The sequence below is a fragment of the Nodularia sp. LEGE 04288 genome (genome assembly GCF_963896525.1).
GTDB lineage: Bacteria > Cyanobacteriota > Cyanobacteriia > Cyanobacteriales > Nostocaceae > Nodularia.
Map to the genome: position 1 here is coordinate 15,738 of NZ_CAWQOY010000109.1, position 15,414 is coordinate 31,151.

At 42.2% G+C, this 15,414-nt stretch carries 16 protein-coding genes and 1 pseudogene; 11 read left to right on the forward strand and 6 right to left on the reverse strand.

The window, feature by feature from the left end; translation table 11 throughout:
- Positions 1-9 precede the first annotated feature (9 nt).
- The 6 genes from dnaJ to AACX33_RS12390 all read left to right on the forward strand — a co-directional run bounded on the left by dnaJ (position 10) and on the right by AACX33_RS12390 (position 5,426).
- Positions 10-1,146, forward strand: coding sequence for a molecular chaperone DnaJ (gene dnaJ / locus AACX33_RS12365; protein ID WP_193997221.1), 1,137 nt, complete (start codon positions 10-12; stop codon positions 1,144-1,146).
- Positions 1,146-1,403, forward strand: a complete 258-nt coding sequence (locus AACX33_RS12370) for a sulfurtransferase TusA family protein (RefSeq protein WP_193997222.1) — start codon at positions 1,146-1,148, stop codon at positions 1,401-1,403. The genes dnaJ and AACX33_RS12370 overlap by 1 nt, the downstream gene beginning before the upstream one ends.
- Positions 1,400-2,557, forward strand: a complete 1,158-nt coding sequence (gene rsgA / locus AACX33_RS12375) for a small ribosomal subunit biogenesis GTPase RsgA (RefSeq protein ID WP_193997223.1) — start codon at positions 1,400-1,402, stop codon at positions 2,555-2,557. Before AACX33_RS12370 ends, rsgA begins: the two co-directional genes overlap by 4 nt.
- Before the next feature lie 260 nt (positions 2,558-2,817).
- Positions 2,818-4,410 (forward strand): glycoside hydrolase family 57 protein, encoded by a 1,593-nt coding sequence (locus AACX33_RS12380; protein WP_193997224.1) that lies wholly within the window; start codon positions 2,818-2,820, stop codon positions 4,408-4,410.
- A gap of 297 nt (positions 4,411-4,707) precedes the next feature.
- Positions 4,708-5,094, forward strand: a complete 387-nt coding sequence (locus AACX33_RS12385) for a hypothetical protein (RefSeq protein WP_193997225.1) — start codon at positions 4,708-4,710, stop codon at positions 5,092-5,094.
- Positions 5,094-5,426, forward strand: a complete 333-nt coding sequence (locus AACX33_RS12390) for a hypothetical protein (protein ID WP_193997226.1) — start codon at positions 5,094-5,096, stop codon at positions 5,424-5,426. The genes AACX33_RS12385 and AACX33_RS12390 overlap by 1 nt, the downstream gene beginning before the upstream one ends.
- Positions 5,427-5,549: 123 nt before the next feature.
- Here the strand turns inward: AACX33_RS12390 and AACX33_RS12395 are convergent, their stop codons facing one another.
- The 3 genes from AACX33_RS12395 to AACX33_RS12405 form a co-directional block, all read right to left on the reverse strand.
- Complete coding sequence (locus AACX33_RS12395; RefSeq protein WP_193997227.1) at positions 5,550-5,981, reverse strand: NUDIX hydrolase; 432 nt, start codon at positions 5,979-5,981, stop codon at positions 5,550-5,552.
- 54 nt (positions 5,982-6,035) lie between these two features.
- Positions 6,036-6,488: a DUF3531 family protein gene (locus AACX33_RS12400; protein ID WP_193997228.1), complete on the reverse strand. Its 453-nt coding sequence runs from the start codon at positions 6,486-6,488 to the stop codon at positions 6,036-6,038.
- Positions 6,489-6,622: 134 nt separating this feature from the next.
- Positions 6,623-7,561 carry a Sll0314/Alr1548 family TPR repeat-containing protein gene (locus tag AACX33_RS12405; RefSeq protein ID WP_193997229.1) on the reverse strand — a complete coding sequence of 313 codons (939 nt, stop codon included), beginning with the start codon at positions 7,559-7,561 and terminating at the stop codon, positions 6,623-6,625.
- Positions 7,562-7,841: 280 nt separating this feature from the next.
- Here AACX33_RS12405 and AACX33_RS12410 point away from each other — a divergent pair, with 280 nt between their 5' ends.
- The gene (locus AACX33_RS12410; RefSeq protein ID WP_193997230.1) at positions 7,842-8,507 is read left to right on the forward strand and encodes an ABC transporter ATP-binding protein; all 666 of its coding nucleotides are present in this window, start codon (positions 7,842-7,844) and stop codon (positions 8,505-8,507) included.
- A 39-nt stretch (positions 8,508-8,546) separates the two neighbouring features.
- Here AACX33_RS12410 and AACX33_RS12415 read toward each other — a convergent pair whose 3' ends face one another.
- Positions 8,547-8,717 (reverse strand): hypothetical protein, encoded by a 171-nt coding sequence (locus tag AACX33_RS12415; RefSeq protein WP_193997231.1) that lies wholly within the window; start codon positions 8,715-8,717, stop codon positions 8,547-8,549.
- Positions 8,718-8,723: 6 nt separating this feature from the next.
- Here AACX33_RS12415 and rsmG point away from each other — a divergent pair, with 6 nt between their 5' ends.
- Positions 8,724-9,473, forward strand: coding sequence for a 16S rRNA (guanine(527)-N(7))-methyltransferase RsmG (gene rsmG / locus AACX33_RS12420; protein WP_193997232.1), 750 nt, complete (start codon positions 8,724-8,726; stop codon positions 9,471-9,473).
- A gap of 142 nt (positions 9,474-9,615) precedes the next feature.
- Here the strand turns inward: rsmG and AACX33_RS12425 are convergent, their stop codons facing one another.
- Positions 9,616-10,908 (reverse strand): family 10 glycosylhydrolase, encoded by a 1,293-nt coding sequence (locus tag AACX33_RS12425; RefSeq protein ID WP_193997233.1) that lies wholly within the window; start codon positions 10,906-10,908, stop codon positions 9,616-9,618.
- Between the two features lie 168 nt (positions 10,909-11,076).
- Here AACX33_RS12425 and AACX33_RS12430 point away from each other — a divergent pair.
- A pseudogene (locus AACX33_RS12430) lies at positions 11,077-11,322 on the forward strand (hypothetical protein); the annotation flags it as partial.
- Positions 11,323-11,381: 59 nt separating this feature from the next.
- Here AACX33_RS12430 and AACX33_RS12435 read toward each other — a convergent pair.
- On the reverse strand, positions 11,382-12,803 hold the full coding sequence (locus AACX33_RS12435; RefSeq protein WP_193997234.1) for an NADP-dependent isocitrate dehydrogenase: 1,422 nt from the start codon (positions 12,801-12,803) through the stop codon (positions 11,382-11,384).
- Positions 12,804-13,082: 279 nt separating this feature from the next.
- On the opposite strand from AACX33_RS12435, the gene AACX33_RS12440 reads away from it, so the two are divergent.
- Both AACX33_RS12440 and AACX33_RS12445 read left to right on the forward strand, forming a co-directional pair.
- Entirely contained in the window at positions 13,083-13,808 is a 726-nt protein-coding gene (locus AACX33_RS12440) for a GUN4 domain-containing protein (RefSeq protein WP_193997235.1), read from the forward strand.
- A 378-nt stretch (positions 13,809-14,186) separates the two neighbouring features.
- Entirely contained in the window at positions 14,187-15,290 is a 1,104-nt protein-coding gene (locus AACX33_RS12445) for an ABC transporter ATP-binding protein (protein ID WP_193997236.1), read from the forward strand.
- Positions 15,291-15,414: the final 124 nt, after the last annotated feature.

Here is a 15,414-nt window from a genome sequence, read left to right on the forward strand (position 1 = left end):
CTTTGCTATATGGCCCGCGACTATTATGAAACTCTGGGTGTCTCTCGTGACGCCGACAAAGAAGACATCAAACAAGCCTACCGCCGTTTAGCCCGGAAGTATCACCCAGATGTGAACAAAGAACCGGGAGCGGAAGATCGGTTTAAGGAAATTAACCGCGCTTATGAAGTGCTTTCTGAGCCAGATATTCGAGAACGTTATAACCGTTTTGGTGAAGCTGGTGTTTCAGGTGCTGCTGCTGGCGCAGGTTTCCAAGACATGAGCGATATGGGCGGCTTTGCCGATATCTTTGAAAGTATTTTCAGTGGCTTTGCTGGTGGCGGTATGGGTGGTCCCACGACGCAACGACGGCGCAGCGGTCCAGTGCGGGGTGACGACTTAAGGCTAGACCTGAAGTTAGACTTTCGAGAAGCGGTCTTTGGCGGCGAAAAAGAAATTCGCATTTCCCATTTAGAAGTCTGTGATACCTGTGGTGGTTCTGGTGCCAAAGCTGGTACTCGCCCTCGGACTTGTTCCACTTGCGGCGGTTCGGGTCAAGTCCGTCGTGTGACAAGAACACCTTTTGGTAGCTTTACTCAAGTCTCCACTTGTCCCACCTGTAACGGTACGGGAATGGTGATTGAAGACAAATGTGATGCTTGTGATGGTAAGGGTACAAATCAAGTACCGAAAAAACTAAAAATTAACATTCCGGCTGGGGTGGATAATGGCACGCGTTTGCGGATCTCCCAAGAAGGAGATGCTGGTCAACGTAGTGGACCTCCTGGGGATTTGTATGTCTACTTATTTGTTAATGAAGACGAAGAATTCCAAAGGGATGGTATTAACGTTCTCTCGGAACTCAAAGTTAGCTACCTGCAAGCAATTTTAGGTTGCCGTTTGGAAGTAGAAACGGTAGACGGGCCAGTGGAACTAATTATTCCTGCTGGAACGCAGCCGAATACAGTCATGAAGTTGGAAAATCGCGGTGTACCTCGCTTGGGAAATCCTGTGAGTCGCGGAGACCATCTGTTGACAATATTAATTGACATTCCGACTAAGGTGACCCCGGAGGAAAGAGAATTGCTGGAGAAGCTGGCTAAAATTAAGGGAGACCGTACTGGTAAAGGTGGTCTAGAAGGATTCTTGGGAAATCTGTTTAAGTAATGAAGTCTTCTCACCTTTCAACTCCTGACGCTCAACTTGACTTGCGCGGCACTCCTTGCCCGATTAATTTCGTGCGGACAAAATTATGTTTGGAAAAAATGCTGCCGGGATGTTTGCTCGAAGTCTGGCTAGACTCTGGAGAACCTATTGAGCAAGTTCCCGATAGCCTGATTATGGCAGGTTATCAGGTTGAGCAAATTACAGATTGCATTGGTTATTTTTCTTTGTTAGTACGCCGTCCCGCGACTGCCCAATGACAACAGTGGAAACTATGTCTACTAATGGACAGTTACTCGGTACGGTGCTAGCCGTGCAAGCAAATTTTTATCGTGTGCAGATGGATGTAGAAGACAAGAGTACAAGGGTACAGGGTGACAGGGAAGATTTTTCCCCACTTCCTACTCCCCACTCCCCTTCGGCTTCGCTCAGGGCAAGCCTACTCTCTACTCCCCCTATGCTTCTTTGCACCCGCAGAACTCGGTTAAAAAAAATCGGGCAACAGGTGATGGTAGGCGATCGCGTGGTGGTGGATGAGCCAGATTGGTCTGGTGGTAGGGGGGCAATTTCCCATGTTCTACCCCGTCAAAGCCTCTTAGACCGCCCTGCGATCGCTAATGTTGACCAAATCCTCCTGGCATTTGCGGTTACAGACCCACCTCTGGAACCTTATCAATTAAGTCGATTTCTGGTAAAGGCTGAGTCTACTGATGTAGATGTGCTGTTATGTTTGAATAAGAGTGATTTAATCTCACCACAAGTCCAAGAAAAAATTAGCGATCGCCTATTGGGTTGGGGCTATAAACCCCTATTTATTAGCGTCCAAAATGGCATCAATCTTGCAGAATTAACTAACCATCTAAATAATAAAATTACCGTGATTGCTGGGCCTTCCGGCGTGGGAAAATCTAGCCTGATTAATGTGCTGATACCCACTCTTAACCTGCGAGTGGGGGAAGTCTCTGGCAAACTAGCACGAGGTCGCCATACAACGCGCCACACAGAATTATTTGAATTACCTGGGGGTGGTTTGCTGGCAGATACTCCCGGCTTTAACCAACCTGATTTGGATTGTCGTCCCGAAGAATTAATCTATTATTTCCCCGAAGCCAGAGAGCGGTTAGCAGCGGCTAGCTGTCGATTTAGTGACTGTTTGCACCGAGACGAGCCTGATTGTGTGGTGCAAGGCGACTGGGAAAGGTATGAACATTACTTGGAATTTTTAGATCAAGCGATCGCGCGTCAAACACAGCTTCATCAACAAGCCGATCCCGAATCAACGATGAAAATCAAAAGCAAAGGAAACGGTAAGCAACAGTACGAACCGAAGTTAGAGAGTAAAAAATATCGTCGCATCTCTCGGAAAACACAGTTGCAAGAGTTAGAACAATTGTATAAAGAACCCGAAGATTAAATCAGTTATCAGTTATCAAGGGATAAGGTGGGGGATTTAAATTAGCCACCGACCCTTAACACTCATTGGCTTTCAGTTGTCAGTTAACGCCGATGTCGTGGAGGAATTGAACCTCAAGGCTCTGGAAAAAACCCTAGTTAAATATCTTAACAATACAGCCAACTAGAAAACTACAGTCACGCACCCCATAAAGTCTTAAAATATTGTTAATTTCGCCAAACCCTCGTTCTTAAACTTACAAGTACTACCCTTAAATCATTATGGCTATCGGCTACGTCGCGCTTGTACTTCATGCACACCTGCCCTTCGTTCGTCACCCAGAAAGTGACTATGTGTTGGAAGAAGAATGGCTTTATGAAGCCATCACCGAAACATACATTCCTTTATTAAAAGTATTTGAGGGCTTAAAGCGAGACGGGATCGACTTTAAAATCACCATGAGTATGACACCGCCACTAGTGTCAATGCTCCGTGATCCCCTACTGCAAGAACGCTATGACGCGCACCTAGCCCAACTAGAAGAACTTATAGAACTGGAAATTGAGCGTAATGCCAAAAATGGGCATCTTCGTTATTTAGCAGAACATTACGCTACTGAGTTTAACGAAGCGCGTCAGGTCTGGGAAGGCTACAAAGGTGACTTGATCACAGGTTTTAAGAAGTTTCAAGATAGCAACAACTTAGAAATTATCACTTGTGGTGCTACCCACGGCTATCTACCATTAATGAAAATGTATCCCCAAGCTGTGTGGGCGCAAATTCAGGTAGCTTGCGAACACTACGAGCAAACCTTTGGCAAAGCACCCAGAGGGATTTGGTTGCCAGAATGCGCTTACTATGAGGGTGTGGAGCGAATGCTAGCGGATGCTGGTTTACGCTATTTCCTCACTGATGGACATGGCATTTTATATGCCCGTCCTCGCCCACGCTTTGGTACTTATGCGCCGATTTTTACAGAACCTGGTGTTGCAGCTTTTGGTCGGGACCATGAATCTTCGCAGCAGGTATGGTCTTCTGAAGTGGGCTATCCCGGTGCAGCAGAATATCGGGAATTTTACAAAGATTTGGGCTGGGAAGCCGAATATGAGTACATTAAGCCCTACATCATGCCCAATGGTCAGCGCAAAAACACGGGGATTAAGTATCACAAAATTACTGGACGTGGTTTAGGACTTTCAGATAAAGCCCTCTATGATCCTTATTGGGCGCGGGAAAAAGCGGCAGAACACGCTGCTAACTTTATGTATAACCGTGAACGCCAAGCAGAGCATTTACACGGTATTATGGGTCGCCCGCCAATTATTGTTTCGCCCTACGATGCCGAGTTATTTGGTCACTGGTGGTATGAAGGACCTTGGTTTATTGATTACTTGTTCCGGAAATCATGGCATGATCAAGGAACATATGAAATGGCTCATTTGGCTGATTATTTGCGGACAGAACCGAACCAGCAAGTTTGTCGCCCTTCGCAGTCAAGTTGGGGCTATAAGGGTTTCCATGAGTATTGGTTGAATGAAACAAATGCTTGGATTTATCCACATTTACATAAAGCCACCGAACGCATGATTGAAATATCCCACATAGAAGCGGAAGACACTTTGCAGGAAAAAGCACTGAATCAAGCCGCGCGGGAACTTTTACTAGCACAATCTTCTGACTGGGCTTTTATTATGCGGACAGGAACAATGGTTCCCTATGCTGTGAGAAGAACGCGATCGCACCTGATGCGGTTTAATAAACTCTACGAAGACGTTAAAATTGGCAAGGTCGATAGTGGTTGGCTGGAAAAGGTGGAATTAATGGATAATATTTTCCCTGAAATCAACTATCGGGTTTACCGTCCTTTGTCGTAGTAGCCTCAAATGGTAGTGGACTGACAAGCCTAAAATAGTGTATAAGCATAAATATTGTGGGGTGGGCTTCTAGCCCGCCCAGGGATAATCAAACTTAGACACCAAAAAGGTTTTCACCCACTCCCCACTCCCTACTCCCTACTCCCTACTCCCTACTCCCTACTCCCCAGCTATATCACTACAACATTTATTAGTAAAATTTGCTTTTTTTGAATTAGCATAATGAAAAACTTCAATTATTTATTCTCTACGTTAAATTTGAAGTAAGTTGAGGATTTAATCCCAGGAGCGATTGCTATGGATATATTGATTGAATCTACAAAAGATTTTGAGCAAGATTTAGAGCAATTTAGTAATACAGAAAAATTTAAGATTATTAAAAAACTGAATCGATATGTTGAGTTACTTTCAGTAGACACAAATCTATTTTACAAAAATAGCACACAATTAAGAAATATCAGACTCAATGAAAATTATGATTCTTCCATATATTCTCTGAGAATTAATGAAAAAATTAGAATCATTCTGACTATTGATGATGATCCCATTTTTGATCGGACAGTGATCACTTTATTTCGAGCTGTCAAGGCTGAAGATGCACCAAAAGCATATAATTCAGTTGCAGAGACTCTTTACCAAGACTTCACCGTAGAGAATCAAGAGTTTGAGGTTCATTCTAGCTAATGGCACAAATTAAGCCTCTTTTAGATGAATATGGTGTGATTCATGAAGCAATTAAGATTTTACCAGAAGATTTAAAAGTTGATTTTCTTCAGGCTTTAGCTGAACTAGAAGATAATGAGTGTCATCGAACTAGAAGTTTTCCTAAAACCAGATTACATAAAGTCACAGGTATTAAACAAGCCATATACAGAGCCGATATCGATAAAATATCAGGTTGGCGTATTCATATTCAATATATTGAAGGAAAAATACATTTAAAAGACATCATCGAAGGTCAACAACATGATGATGTGATTAAAGTCATTAAGTCAAAGAAGGATAGATATGAGTAATTCGTAATTTGTAATTCGTAGTTCGTAATTTGTAATATTTTCTATGGCTAATTCCATGCTGTGCTATCGGAAACGCTGCGCGAACATAGTTCGTAATATTTACTGGATTACTGGGTTAATACTTTACAAGTAGGCGAAAAATGCTTCGGGAACTAATCTGAATTTACCAGATTTAAAGTCAGCAATATCTACCCATAGTGCTTTATGTTGATGATTTTTTGATTCAGAAAATATTAAGCTTTCCAGTTGATAGAATTTGGAATCAACAAAATCACATTGATAAAGTTGAATAATTTCGTGTCCTTGCTGACCGTTAAATGTAAAAATACTTTCTATGCAACCCAGATAGTGAATATTTGTTAAGTCTGCTTGAATTTCTTCTTGAAATTCTCTTGCTAAAGCAGCTTGGCTAGTTTCACCAAAGTCAACTCCACCACCTAAAGCCCGATAATAAGTTTCTTGCTTTACGGGTTCGTAGCCTTCATAAACAAAAATGCGTTCGCCATCCCGGATCAATCCTAAAGCTAATAGCCGAATTTTTCCTAGTTTGCTCATCTAAAAATCTCCGGGAATATGGTAAAGGTGTATTTTAAAGCTTAGGCAATATAGTTAATTATCATACATAGAGTGGTTTGGGTTGTCACTATCCTCGACAGGCCAATCTTCATTTTCGCCACCGATGTATAATTCCTCAATAGTCACATATTCTTGATTTAACTGTTTGAGAGCATTGATTAAAATATCAAGTGCGATCGCATCACTAGTTCCCATGTCAAACCAACAACGCGCCCACTGTCCTTCATACTCAAACTCGCCCATATTGTGCATGAGTGCCAGCAAGCTTTTATCATACCCTTCTGGGTCATAATTCATATAGCTAATTTCCAGTCCTGTTTCTTGGACTTGCAGATTTTCGGCATTAAATGCTCCCAATTTTCCTAGATAAAACCAGGAATTAAAAACTTCTTCGACGTATTGCTTTTCACGTCCAGAAGGAATTGTATTGAACTTCAGCCAAATCCACACATCAAAAGGGTTAATTTCACGGAACTGAATTTGCATTGCGTTGGAATATCTAAATTACTATCTCTGAAAATAAGCATATCAGGGTAAGGAGTGGGGAGACGCGATGAATCAAGTTTCTAGAAAAGAGACGCAACTCATCGCATCTGTACAAGACTATTCCCTATTCTCAATCAACCACCTAAACTATTTAGCTGGTTAAAAGTATTGTTGCGTTCACGTTCAATTTGTCTGACCAAATCGGCTGGAAGTTGGGATCTTTTCGTCAAGGCTTTATCGAAATTAACGATCGCTTCTTGGATGATTGACTGACTTTTAGCTTCTTGTCCCTGTTTTCTGAGGATTTGAGCTTTCAGATAAAATAACTCTGGGTGATCAGATGTGGTTTTTAAAGCACTGTTCACATATTCCAAAGCCTGAGAATACTGTTTTAAATCCCGATAAGCAACGGCTATACCCCTATCCGCCAAGTATTTCGGCCCAGCATTGGTCTTTAATCTTGCAATAGCATCATCAGGATTAGCAAAGGGTAAATTGACAGAGAGCATCAAGTCCATATAACCCTTGAGCAAATTCAGCTCTGGATCTTGAGGTGCGATCGCTTCGGCTCTGTCTAAATGTTGATAAACTTGTCGCAGCCGAGTTAAGGCTTGGGGCGCACCTTTGAGTGTTCCCTCACGGGTGATAATTGTTGCACCTTCAAAAAAATGTCCCACAGCAGTGTATATATTGCCACGTAATTGATCTGTAGCAATCAGCTTTTGTCCAGCTTCTAGAGTTTTCTTGCTGTAAGTATCTAGTGTAGCAAAATCCTTATTTGCGTATGCTAAAGATGCCTTCATGGCATAAGCTAAAGGTTCATTGGGTTCACTGGATATTGCTTTTTGCAAGTAACTTGCTGCGGCTGGATAATTACCCTGTTGAAAAACTGCTTTAAAAGCTGCTTCTGTATTGTCACCAATATTACGAGCTTCGTTAGTGCGAAAAGGATCGCCAGCTAGAGAGGGATTCACCCACAAATTAAGTGCGACTACAGCTACAAAAGTCGCCTGAGCCAGCTGAGAGAGTTTCGCAAAGCCTATGTGTTGAGGAGTAGAAGACCGTTTAATCATTGTCACCCTTAGAAAATTAAAATGCCAAAGAAAGTTAACTATAATTTGTGTCGGGTTCAGCCCAAATATTCTACACGGGTTGACTCTGGTTGTGCTGCCATGTTCCCATTTTGGTAACCTTTGTTAAAGGTGAAGTCTGCCACAATGTAGAAAAGGAAAAAAGTAGCTTTTTGCAGATGGAATCAGATTTTTACGAAAAAAACTGGTAATTTCAGAAATTTTATTTTTTAGTTAATCTAAGTTAACGAGTAATTCGCCAACTTTTTAGTAATCCTCACAAATGCTCTATCTCAGAAATCTAACTTATCATCCCACAGCCAGCCCCACAGCGATTCTCAAATCAATTAATCTGGAATTAGCACCCCAGCAGCTAGGTATGATTATTGGGCCGAGTGGTTCTGGTAAAAGTACCTTACTAGAAATTTTGTCTGGACTAGCCGAACCAACTTCCGGCTCACTTTTCTGGCGGGAACAAGAACTTATCCCCGAACAGCTACAACAATTGGCCGGGTTAGTATTTCAGTTCCCAGAAAGGCACTTTTGCGGTGGTACTATTTTAGAAGAATTGCGCTTAGGGCATCCGGAATTAGGGTCAGAGCGAGTTAGGGGAGCATTAACCGAAGTGGGGTTAGAGGATTTATCGCTTTCCGCCGCACCTCATGCTTTAAGTGGTGGACAGCAGCGGCGTTTGGCTTTGGCGGTGCAATTGATTCGTCAGCCGAATTTACTGTTATTAGATGAACCGACAGCGGGGTTAGATTGGTCAATGCGTCGGCAACTGGTAAATTTATTAGCGAAACTCAAAAAAGATTGGACATTGTTGGTAGTGACTCATGATGCTGGGGATATGTTGGCGATCGCCGACCGATGTTGGACACTCAACCACGGTGAACTACAATCAGTAGACCCAGAGATACTCAAAGCCAAAGCTCCAGAAGCTGTGTGAGAGCGTTGACTGTTGACAGTTGACTAATCACCAAGGGATTTACCCAAAATAAAATACCCCAAAATCGTAGGGTGGGTTAGCGACAGCGTAACCCACCATCATCAATAACCAATGACAAATGACTAACTCAACAATTCCCTTATTGCCAGAAATGGCAGGGTTAGCGACAGCGTAACCCACCATCATCAATAACCAATAACCAATGACCAATAACCAATGACTAACTCAACAATTCCCTTATTGCCAGAAATGGCAGAAATATGGCAGCAAACCCTAAATTGGCAACCCAACGAACAACAGCAGCAAAAATTTCAGCAGTTGTATGAATTAATTGTGGTAGGTAATCAACAGTTAAATCTAACTCGCATTACTGAACCCGAAGAATTTTGGGAAAAACATCTTTGGGATTCATTGCGAGGAATTGCACCACAAGGCCAGTTTATCCCATTCCTCTCAGAAAATACTTCTATAATTGATATTGGCACAGGTGCGGGTTTTCCAGGTATTCCCGTAGCAATCACCATGCCAAATTGTAAAATTACTCTGCTAGATTCAACCCGGAAAAAAATTAATTTTATTGACGAAACCTTGACTGAATTGACTCTTAGCAATACTAAAACTTTTATTGGCAGAGCTGAAGAAATAGGTCATCATCCCCAGCACCGAAAAAATTACGATATCGCTTTAATTCGCGCTGTGGGTAATGCTGCTATCTGTGCAGAATATACTCTACCCTTGCTGAAACAGGGTGGTTTAGCAGTAATGTATCGGGGTAATTGGACAGAAGAGGAAACTAAATCTTTGCAAAATGCTGTTAACCAATTGGGTGGAATAATTGAATCCTTAGAACAATTTACAACTCCTTTAACTAACAGTATTCGTCATTGCTTGTACTTGCGGAAAGTCGTCAATACCCCAGCTAGTTTCCCCCGTGGTGCAGGTGTAGTAAAGCAAAAGCCTTTGTAAATTTGGTAAGGGGTAATAGGAAGCATTTCACTTTTGTATAAAGCCCTAAAAAACCTCACCCCAACCCTCTCCTTCTCCAAAGGGAGACGCTACGCGAAAGTAAGGAGAGGGAGCCGGAATATGGATAACTTAAAATACTTACTCATGGTTTCTGTGTTATTGATTCTACCAAGTTTTGCAATTTAGTAGCAGTTTTTTCGGGTTGTCCATCTATGGGAAACACTAAAACACTTTTGATTTGTGGATTATTAATTATTGCTTCTAATCGATGAAATTGGTTGTCACTAATGCCAATTCCATCAACACTTCTAACATATTTTAATTCTTCTTGGAAATTGTCATCATTATAAACTTGAATAAACACTCTATCGATGTTCCAGTTTAGCCAATCAGCAGCAAAATATCTTTTAGCCCAATAAGGATTATGATGGGAAATATCAAAACTAACTTTGGGGTTAGCTTGTTTAATTCCACTCACCATTTCTTGGACAAACTTTGTCAAATTAGCGGTACGGTCTACTTGTCCTGGTAGTTCGGCATGGTAGCCTAAATAATCATCCCATTGGACTGCATCAATTTGCGGGTATTTGGTGACAAATTCTACGGAAATATTTTTAAAGAAATTAGCAACTTCGGGTATCTCTACATCCAGAACATAATGTTCAATATTGGAGTAAGTTCTATCTACACCCGGAACAACCCATCTGCGTGCGATCGCTAAATCAAAAATTGGGCTATTTTTATCGATTTTAATCCCTTTTTCAAAGTAAGCATGAACTTCCATGTCCTGCTTATGTGCTTCATCAATCAACCAATCTAGCCATTGATCTTGGAACTTATTGGGACAACTTTTAAACCCCAATTTTTGTTGCATGACATCACTGTTGTACATTGTACAACCATTACCCCAAACGCCATGAATGATTGTATTAAATCCTTGGGAACGATATTGGCGAACTCGTTGACGAATCGTTTGTTCGTTAGCATTATTCGTAATATAGTAACGGCTAAAATAAATACCTCTAATTGCTTTTTTCTTCCAAGGATTTTGAGCTAATGATGTTTTTTGCTCTGGGGTTTTTGGTGGTAAAGTTGGTTTTTTGTTGCTATCGGGATTTACCGTGTTCGTGGGGGTGGGAGTGGGAGTCAAAGTAGGTGTTATATCAGGAGTGGGAGTGGGAGTCAAAGTAGGTGTGAGATTAGGAGTGGGAGTGGGAGTAAAAGTAGGTGTCAGATTAGGAGTTGGAGTGGGATTTAAAATGGGTATAGCTATTTGTTGATGCTGAGATAACAGGTTAGTAAACGAATTGCTAATCATGTCTCGATTACTTTTCTGGCTCAATATCCACCAACCAAATCCTAAAAACAGTAAAATTACTGATATGGGAATATTCGCGCATCCACACCCCTTTGGCTCTTTTTTCTCTGGCGACATAGTAATCTGGTGACTCCCTGATGATGTGAATCTATCCAATATGTACCATCAAGATAGAATGCTGGGATTCCGCAAAAACTCCTAATTATGCGATCGCCTACATGAGATAAAACCCGAAAATCGCCATAATTATAGCTTTGAGTGATAATTTTATGGAGGTTAAGAAAAATGACACAGGAAGTAACTGACCTCAGAAATAGTATTTTACAAGGACGTTACGCAGATGCTTTGGCTATTGTTGATGAGTTAGAGGGGATGAGTAAAAAGGCAATTCTGCGGCAAATTAAATCTTTTTTGAATATTTTATTAATCTATTTAATTAAAAATCAAGTAGAATAGCGATTAACAAATTCTGGGATTGCTTTTATTCGTAATTCCATTTTAGAAATTCAAGACGTGAATCTCAAAGATAATCATATTAAATGGATGATGGTGGGTTACGCTATCGCTAACCCACCCTACGTGGGAAATCCCTAATCGAAATGTTTGATGATTGCGTCGGCAAATTCAGAACATTTTAAGGGTTTTACTGGTGGTTCTAGCAACCGGGCTAAATCGTATGTCACTTGACTATTAGCGATCGCATTCCCTAAACCTTTCTTTACCAAATCGGCGGCTTCTTGCCAACCCATAAATTCCAGCATCATCACACCGGAAAGAATTACAGAACCGGGATTAATCCGATCCAAGCCCGCGTGTTTGGGTGCAGTGCCGTGGGTAGCTTCAAATATGGCACAGACATCGCCGATATTTGCCCCTGGCCCCATGCCTAAACCGCCGACAATGGCCGCAGCCGCATCAGACAAGTAATCGCCGTTTAAGTTCATTGTGGCGAGAATCGAATACTCATCTGGTCTGGTTTGGATTTGTTGGAAAATACTGTCAGCAATCCGGTCATTGACCATGATTTTTTCTTTCCATTGACCGTTACCGTGGGTTTCCCAAATTGTGCTGAGAACGGTTTCGACTTCTTGGACAATTTGCGCTTGCTTCTCTGGTGTGAGGGAATCATAGCCAGGATCAACCTCACGGGCGTTAGCTTCGGCGGAAATATCGGGATTTTTCTCTTTATTACTCAAAATCCAAGATTCCCGTTCAGTGACGCATTCACTGCGAAATTCACTAGTTACCAATTCATAACCCCAATCACGGAAAGCGCCTTCGGTGTACTTCATGATGTTGCCCTTATGCACCAGTGTCACCTGTTGCTTGGCTTTGGGCAATAACAAAGCGTGTTTCATCGCTCGGCGGACTAGGCGCTGAGAACCAGTTTTGCTGATGGGTTTGATACCAATACCAGAATCGAGGGGAATTTGCTTTTTGCCATGTTCTGGGGTGGCGGGGATGAGTTCTTCGTTGAGGATTTTAATCAGGCGATCGCCTATTTCACTGCCCTGTTTCCACTCAATCCCCAAATAAATATCTTCCGTATTTTCCCGATAAACAATTACATCCAGCTTTTCTGGGTTTTTGTGCGGCGAGGGAGTTCCAGCATAATAACGACAAGGACGCACACAGGCATATAAATCGAAAATTTGTCGCAGTGCTACATTGAGAGAACGAATGCCACCGCCTACAGGGGTAGTCAAAGGGCCTTTAATCGCTATACCATATTCTTTGATGGCGGTTAATGTATCCTGGGGTAAATACTGATAAGTGCCATATAAATCACAGGACTCATCCCCAGCGTAAACCTTAAACCAACTGATTTGACGTTTCCCTTTGTATGCCTTGGCTACCGCAGCATCTAGCACCTTTTGGGTAGCAGGCCAGATATCTATACCTGTGCCATCGCCCCGAATAAAAGGGATAATTGGATTATCAGGCACAATCGGTTCACCATTTTTGAAGGTGATTTTTGTTCCGGTTGTGGGGGGGTTAATCTTGTCGTACATACTTCAAAAACTCCTGAGTGATACGCCGCCCGCCAAAAAAAATCTGGTTTTGACAGGCTAGCTGTTTTTGCTGTGTCTTTTGTTCACCAAGTCACAAGGCGCAGATTTTCCCCTTATTTCCCTTGTACAGTATTTGGGGTTAAGCTGTGGGATTTAATAAAGCCATTGCAATTTTGTCCGACCAAAAATAGTAAACTACTTTTCGCTATCAGTGCTTCACTTTCGATAAGATTCGATAGCCAACCGCTTTTTCACGCTCACGCTTACACGATTAATGGCATGACAGACCCAATGATTTTATCAGGCACAGCTGACATAGACTCTCTCCGACAATCGTTAATTGCTGGGTCTTTTCAAGTCCAACAACAAATCATCCCCCAGTTGTCTAACTTGGGTAATCAGGGATTAGATGTGTTGATGGAATTTTTACAAAAACGACGTGAACACCCAGCGAATTGGATCGATGGTAAAGCTTACCAAGTCCTGTATAACTCTGATGCACCTCAAGTTAAACAATTTCTGCTTGACTGTTTTCCTGAAGGAATTGTACCTCTAAAATCAGAGTGCGGGATTGATTACAAATCTTTGCAACAGCTTCTAGCTGTCCAAGACTTCCAAGCCGCTGATCTCGTGAGTATCCAAAAAATGTGTGAACTGGCGGGGCCAACGGCTGTACAGAGAAAATGGTTGTACTTTACTGAAGTAGGAAATGCCCCGATTCTTGACTTACAAACTATTAACAACCTCTGGTTAGTCCACTCAGAAGGCAAATTTGGCTTTTCGGTACAGCGAGAAATTTGGTTGAGTTTAGGCAAAAACTGGGAAAGTTTATGGCCGAAAATTGGCTGGAAAAGCGGTAATATCTGGACGCGATACCCACATCAGTTTATTTGGGATTTAAGCGCCCCTAAAGGTCATTTACCCCTGTCTAATCAACTCCGGGGGGTGCGGGTGATGGCGGCGTTATTGTCTCATCCGGCTTGGTCTACAAGTAACAAAACGTGAAACAAGTGCTGAAATCATCGTCACGAAGGAGTTGAACAATGGTTCCTGAAGATGACAAACCCCCAGATTTATCTGTGGAATCAATCGAAAATCCTCGCACTCGCTGCGTAGGCTTCGCTAAACTAAATCTAAAATTCGACGCGTTAACTCGCTAACGCTTCTCTATCAAGCCCCTAGTACCGCCGTGAAGTCAAAAGTCAAAAGTCAAAAGTCAAAAAGCTTATAAAATGGGCTTTTCATGGATTTTGAATGGTCTGTTTATTTACGCCAACTTGTACTAGATTTATCTGTAGTGTCAATCTAAAATCTAAAATCCAAAATCCAAAATTCTTGGACTGGGCTTGATCCGCAGCAAAAGTTAAAATTTCATATCGGCTTATGGCAAAAGTTCATTTAGAAGACATTAGGCGTAAATTCAATAACGTCACTGCTATTGAGGACATTACCTTTGAAATTCCCGATGGAGAATTTTGGGTGTTAGTGGGACCATCAGGTTGTGGTAAGTCTACAATTTTACGCACGATCGCCGGGTTGGAATCTGCGACATCTGGTAACCTGTATATCGGCGATCGCTTGGTCAATAATATTCCCGCCCGACAGCGTGATATCGCGATGGTATTCCAGAACTACGCCTTGTATCCCCACATGACGGTGGCGCAAAACATCGCCTTTGGCTTACAAATGCGGAAATTTGACCCGAAGCTGATTCAAGAACGAGTGGTGAATGTGGCGCGATCGCTTTCTCTAGAACATCTACTAGACCGCAAACCCAAACAACTTTCTGGGGGACAGCAACAACGGGTAGCATTAGGAAGAGCGATCGCCCGTGAACCACAAGTATTTTTACTTGACGAACCTTTGTCTAATTTAGATGCTCAGTTGCGAGATGAAACTAGGGCAGAATTGAAACAGTTACATCAACAATTAGGTATTACTACAATTTACGTCACCCACGATCAAGTTGAGGCGATGACCTTGGCTGATAAAATTGTGGTGCTAGATCGGGGTAGGATTCAGCAAATTGGTGATCCTCAAAGTATTTATGCCCTTCCCGCTAACCAAATGGTAGCCACTTTTTTGGGTAATCCTCCCATGAATATTCTGCCTGCTATCTACAAAAATGATGTTTTTGATGTTAGCGGACAGTCCTTAGCGGTTCCAGCAGTAGTGAGGGAAAAGGTGCAGCTACGTCCAGGTCAAAGTTTTGATTTGGGGATTCGTCCTGAACATATCACAATTAACATTGACTCTGCCCTCAACAATCATCAATCAGAACCCTTATTTGTGGAAGTTAAGGTAGTAGAACCTTTGGGGCGGGAAACCTTGATTCGTGCAAGTTTACCAGGTTCCCTGGCGGTGCTAAATATCCAGACGACTGCTGATGTGCGTCCGCGTCCAGGCGATCGCTTGTCTCTACAACTTGATTTAAATCAGTTATTTGTTTTTGACACCACCACTGGTGATAGAATCTCACCAGCATAATGGCGATCGCTCCGAAGTCCAAGCTCAAACCCTTTTGGTGTCTAAGTTGGATTATCCGTTTCAAGTGAGGTACAAGCAGTCATAATTAAACGCAGATGGACGCAGATAAACGCAGATAATTTTG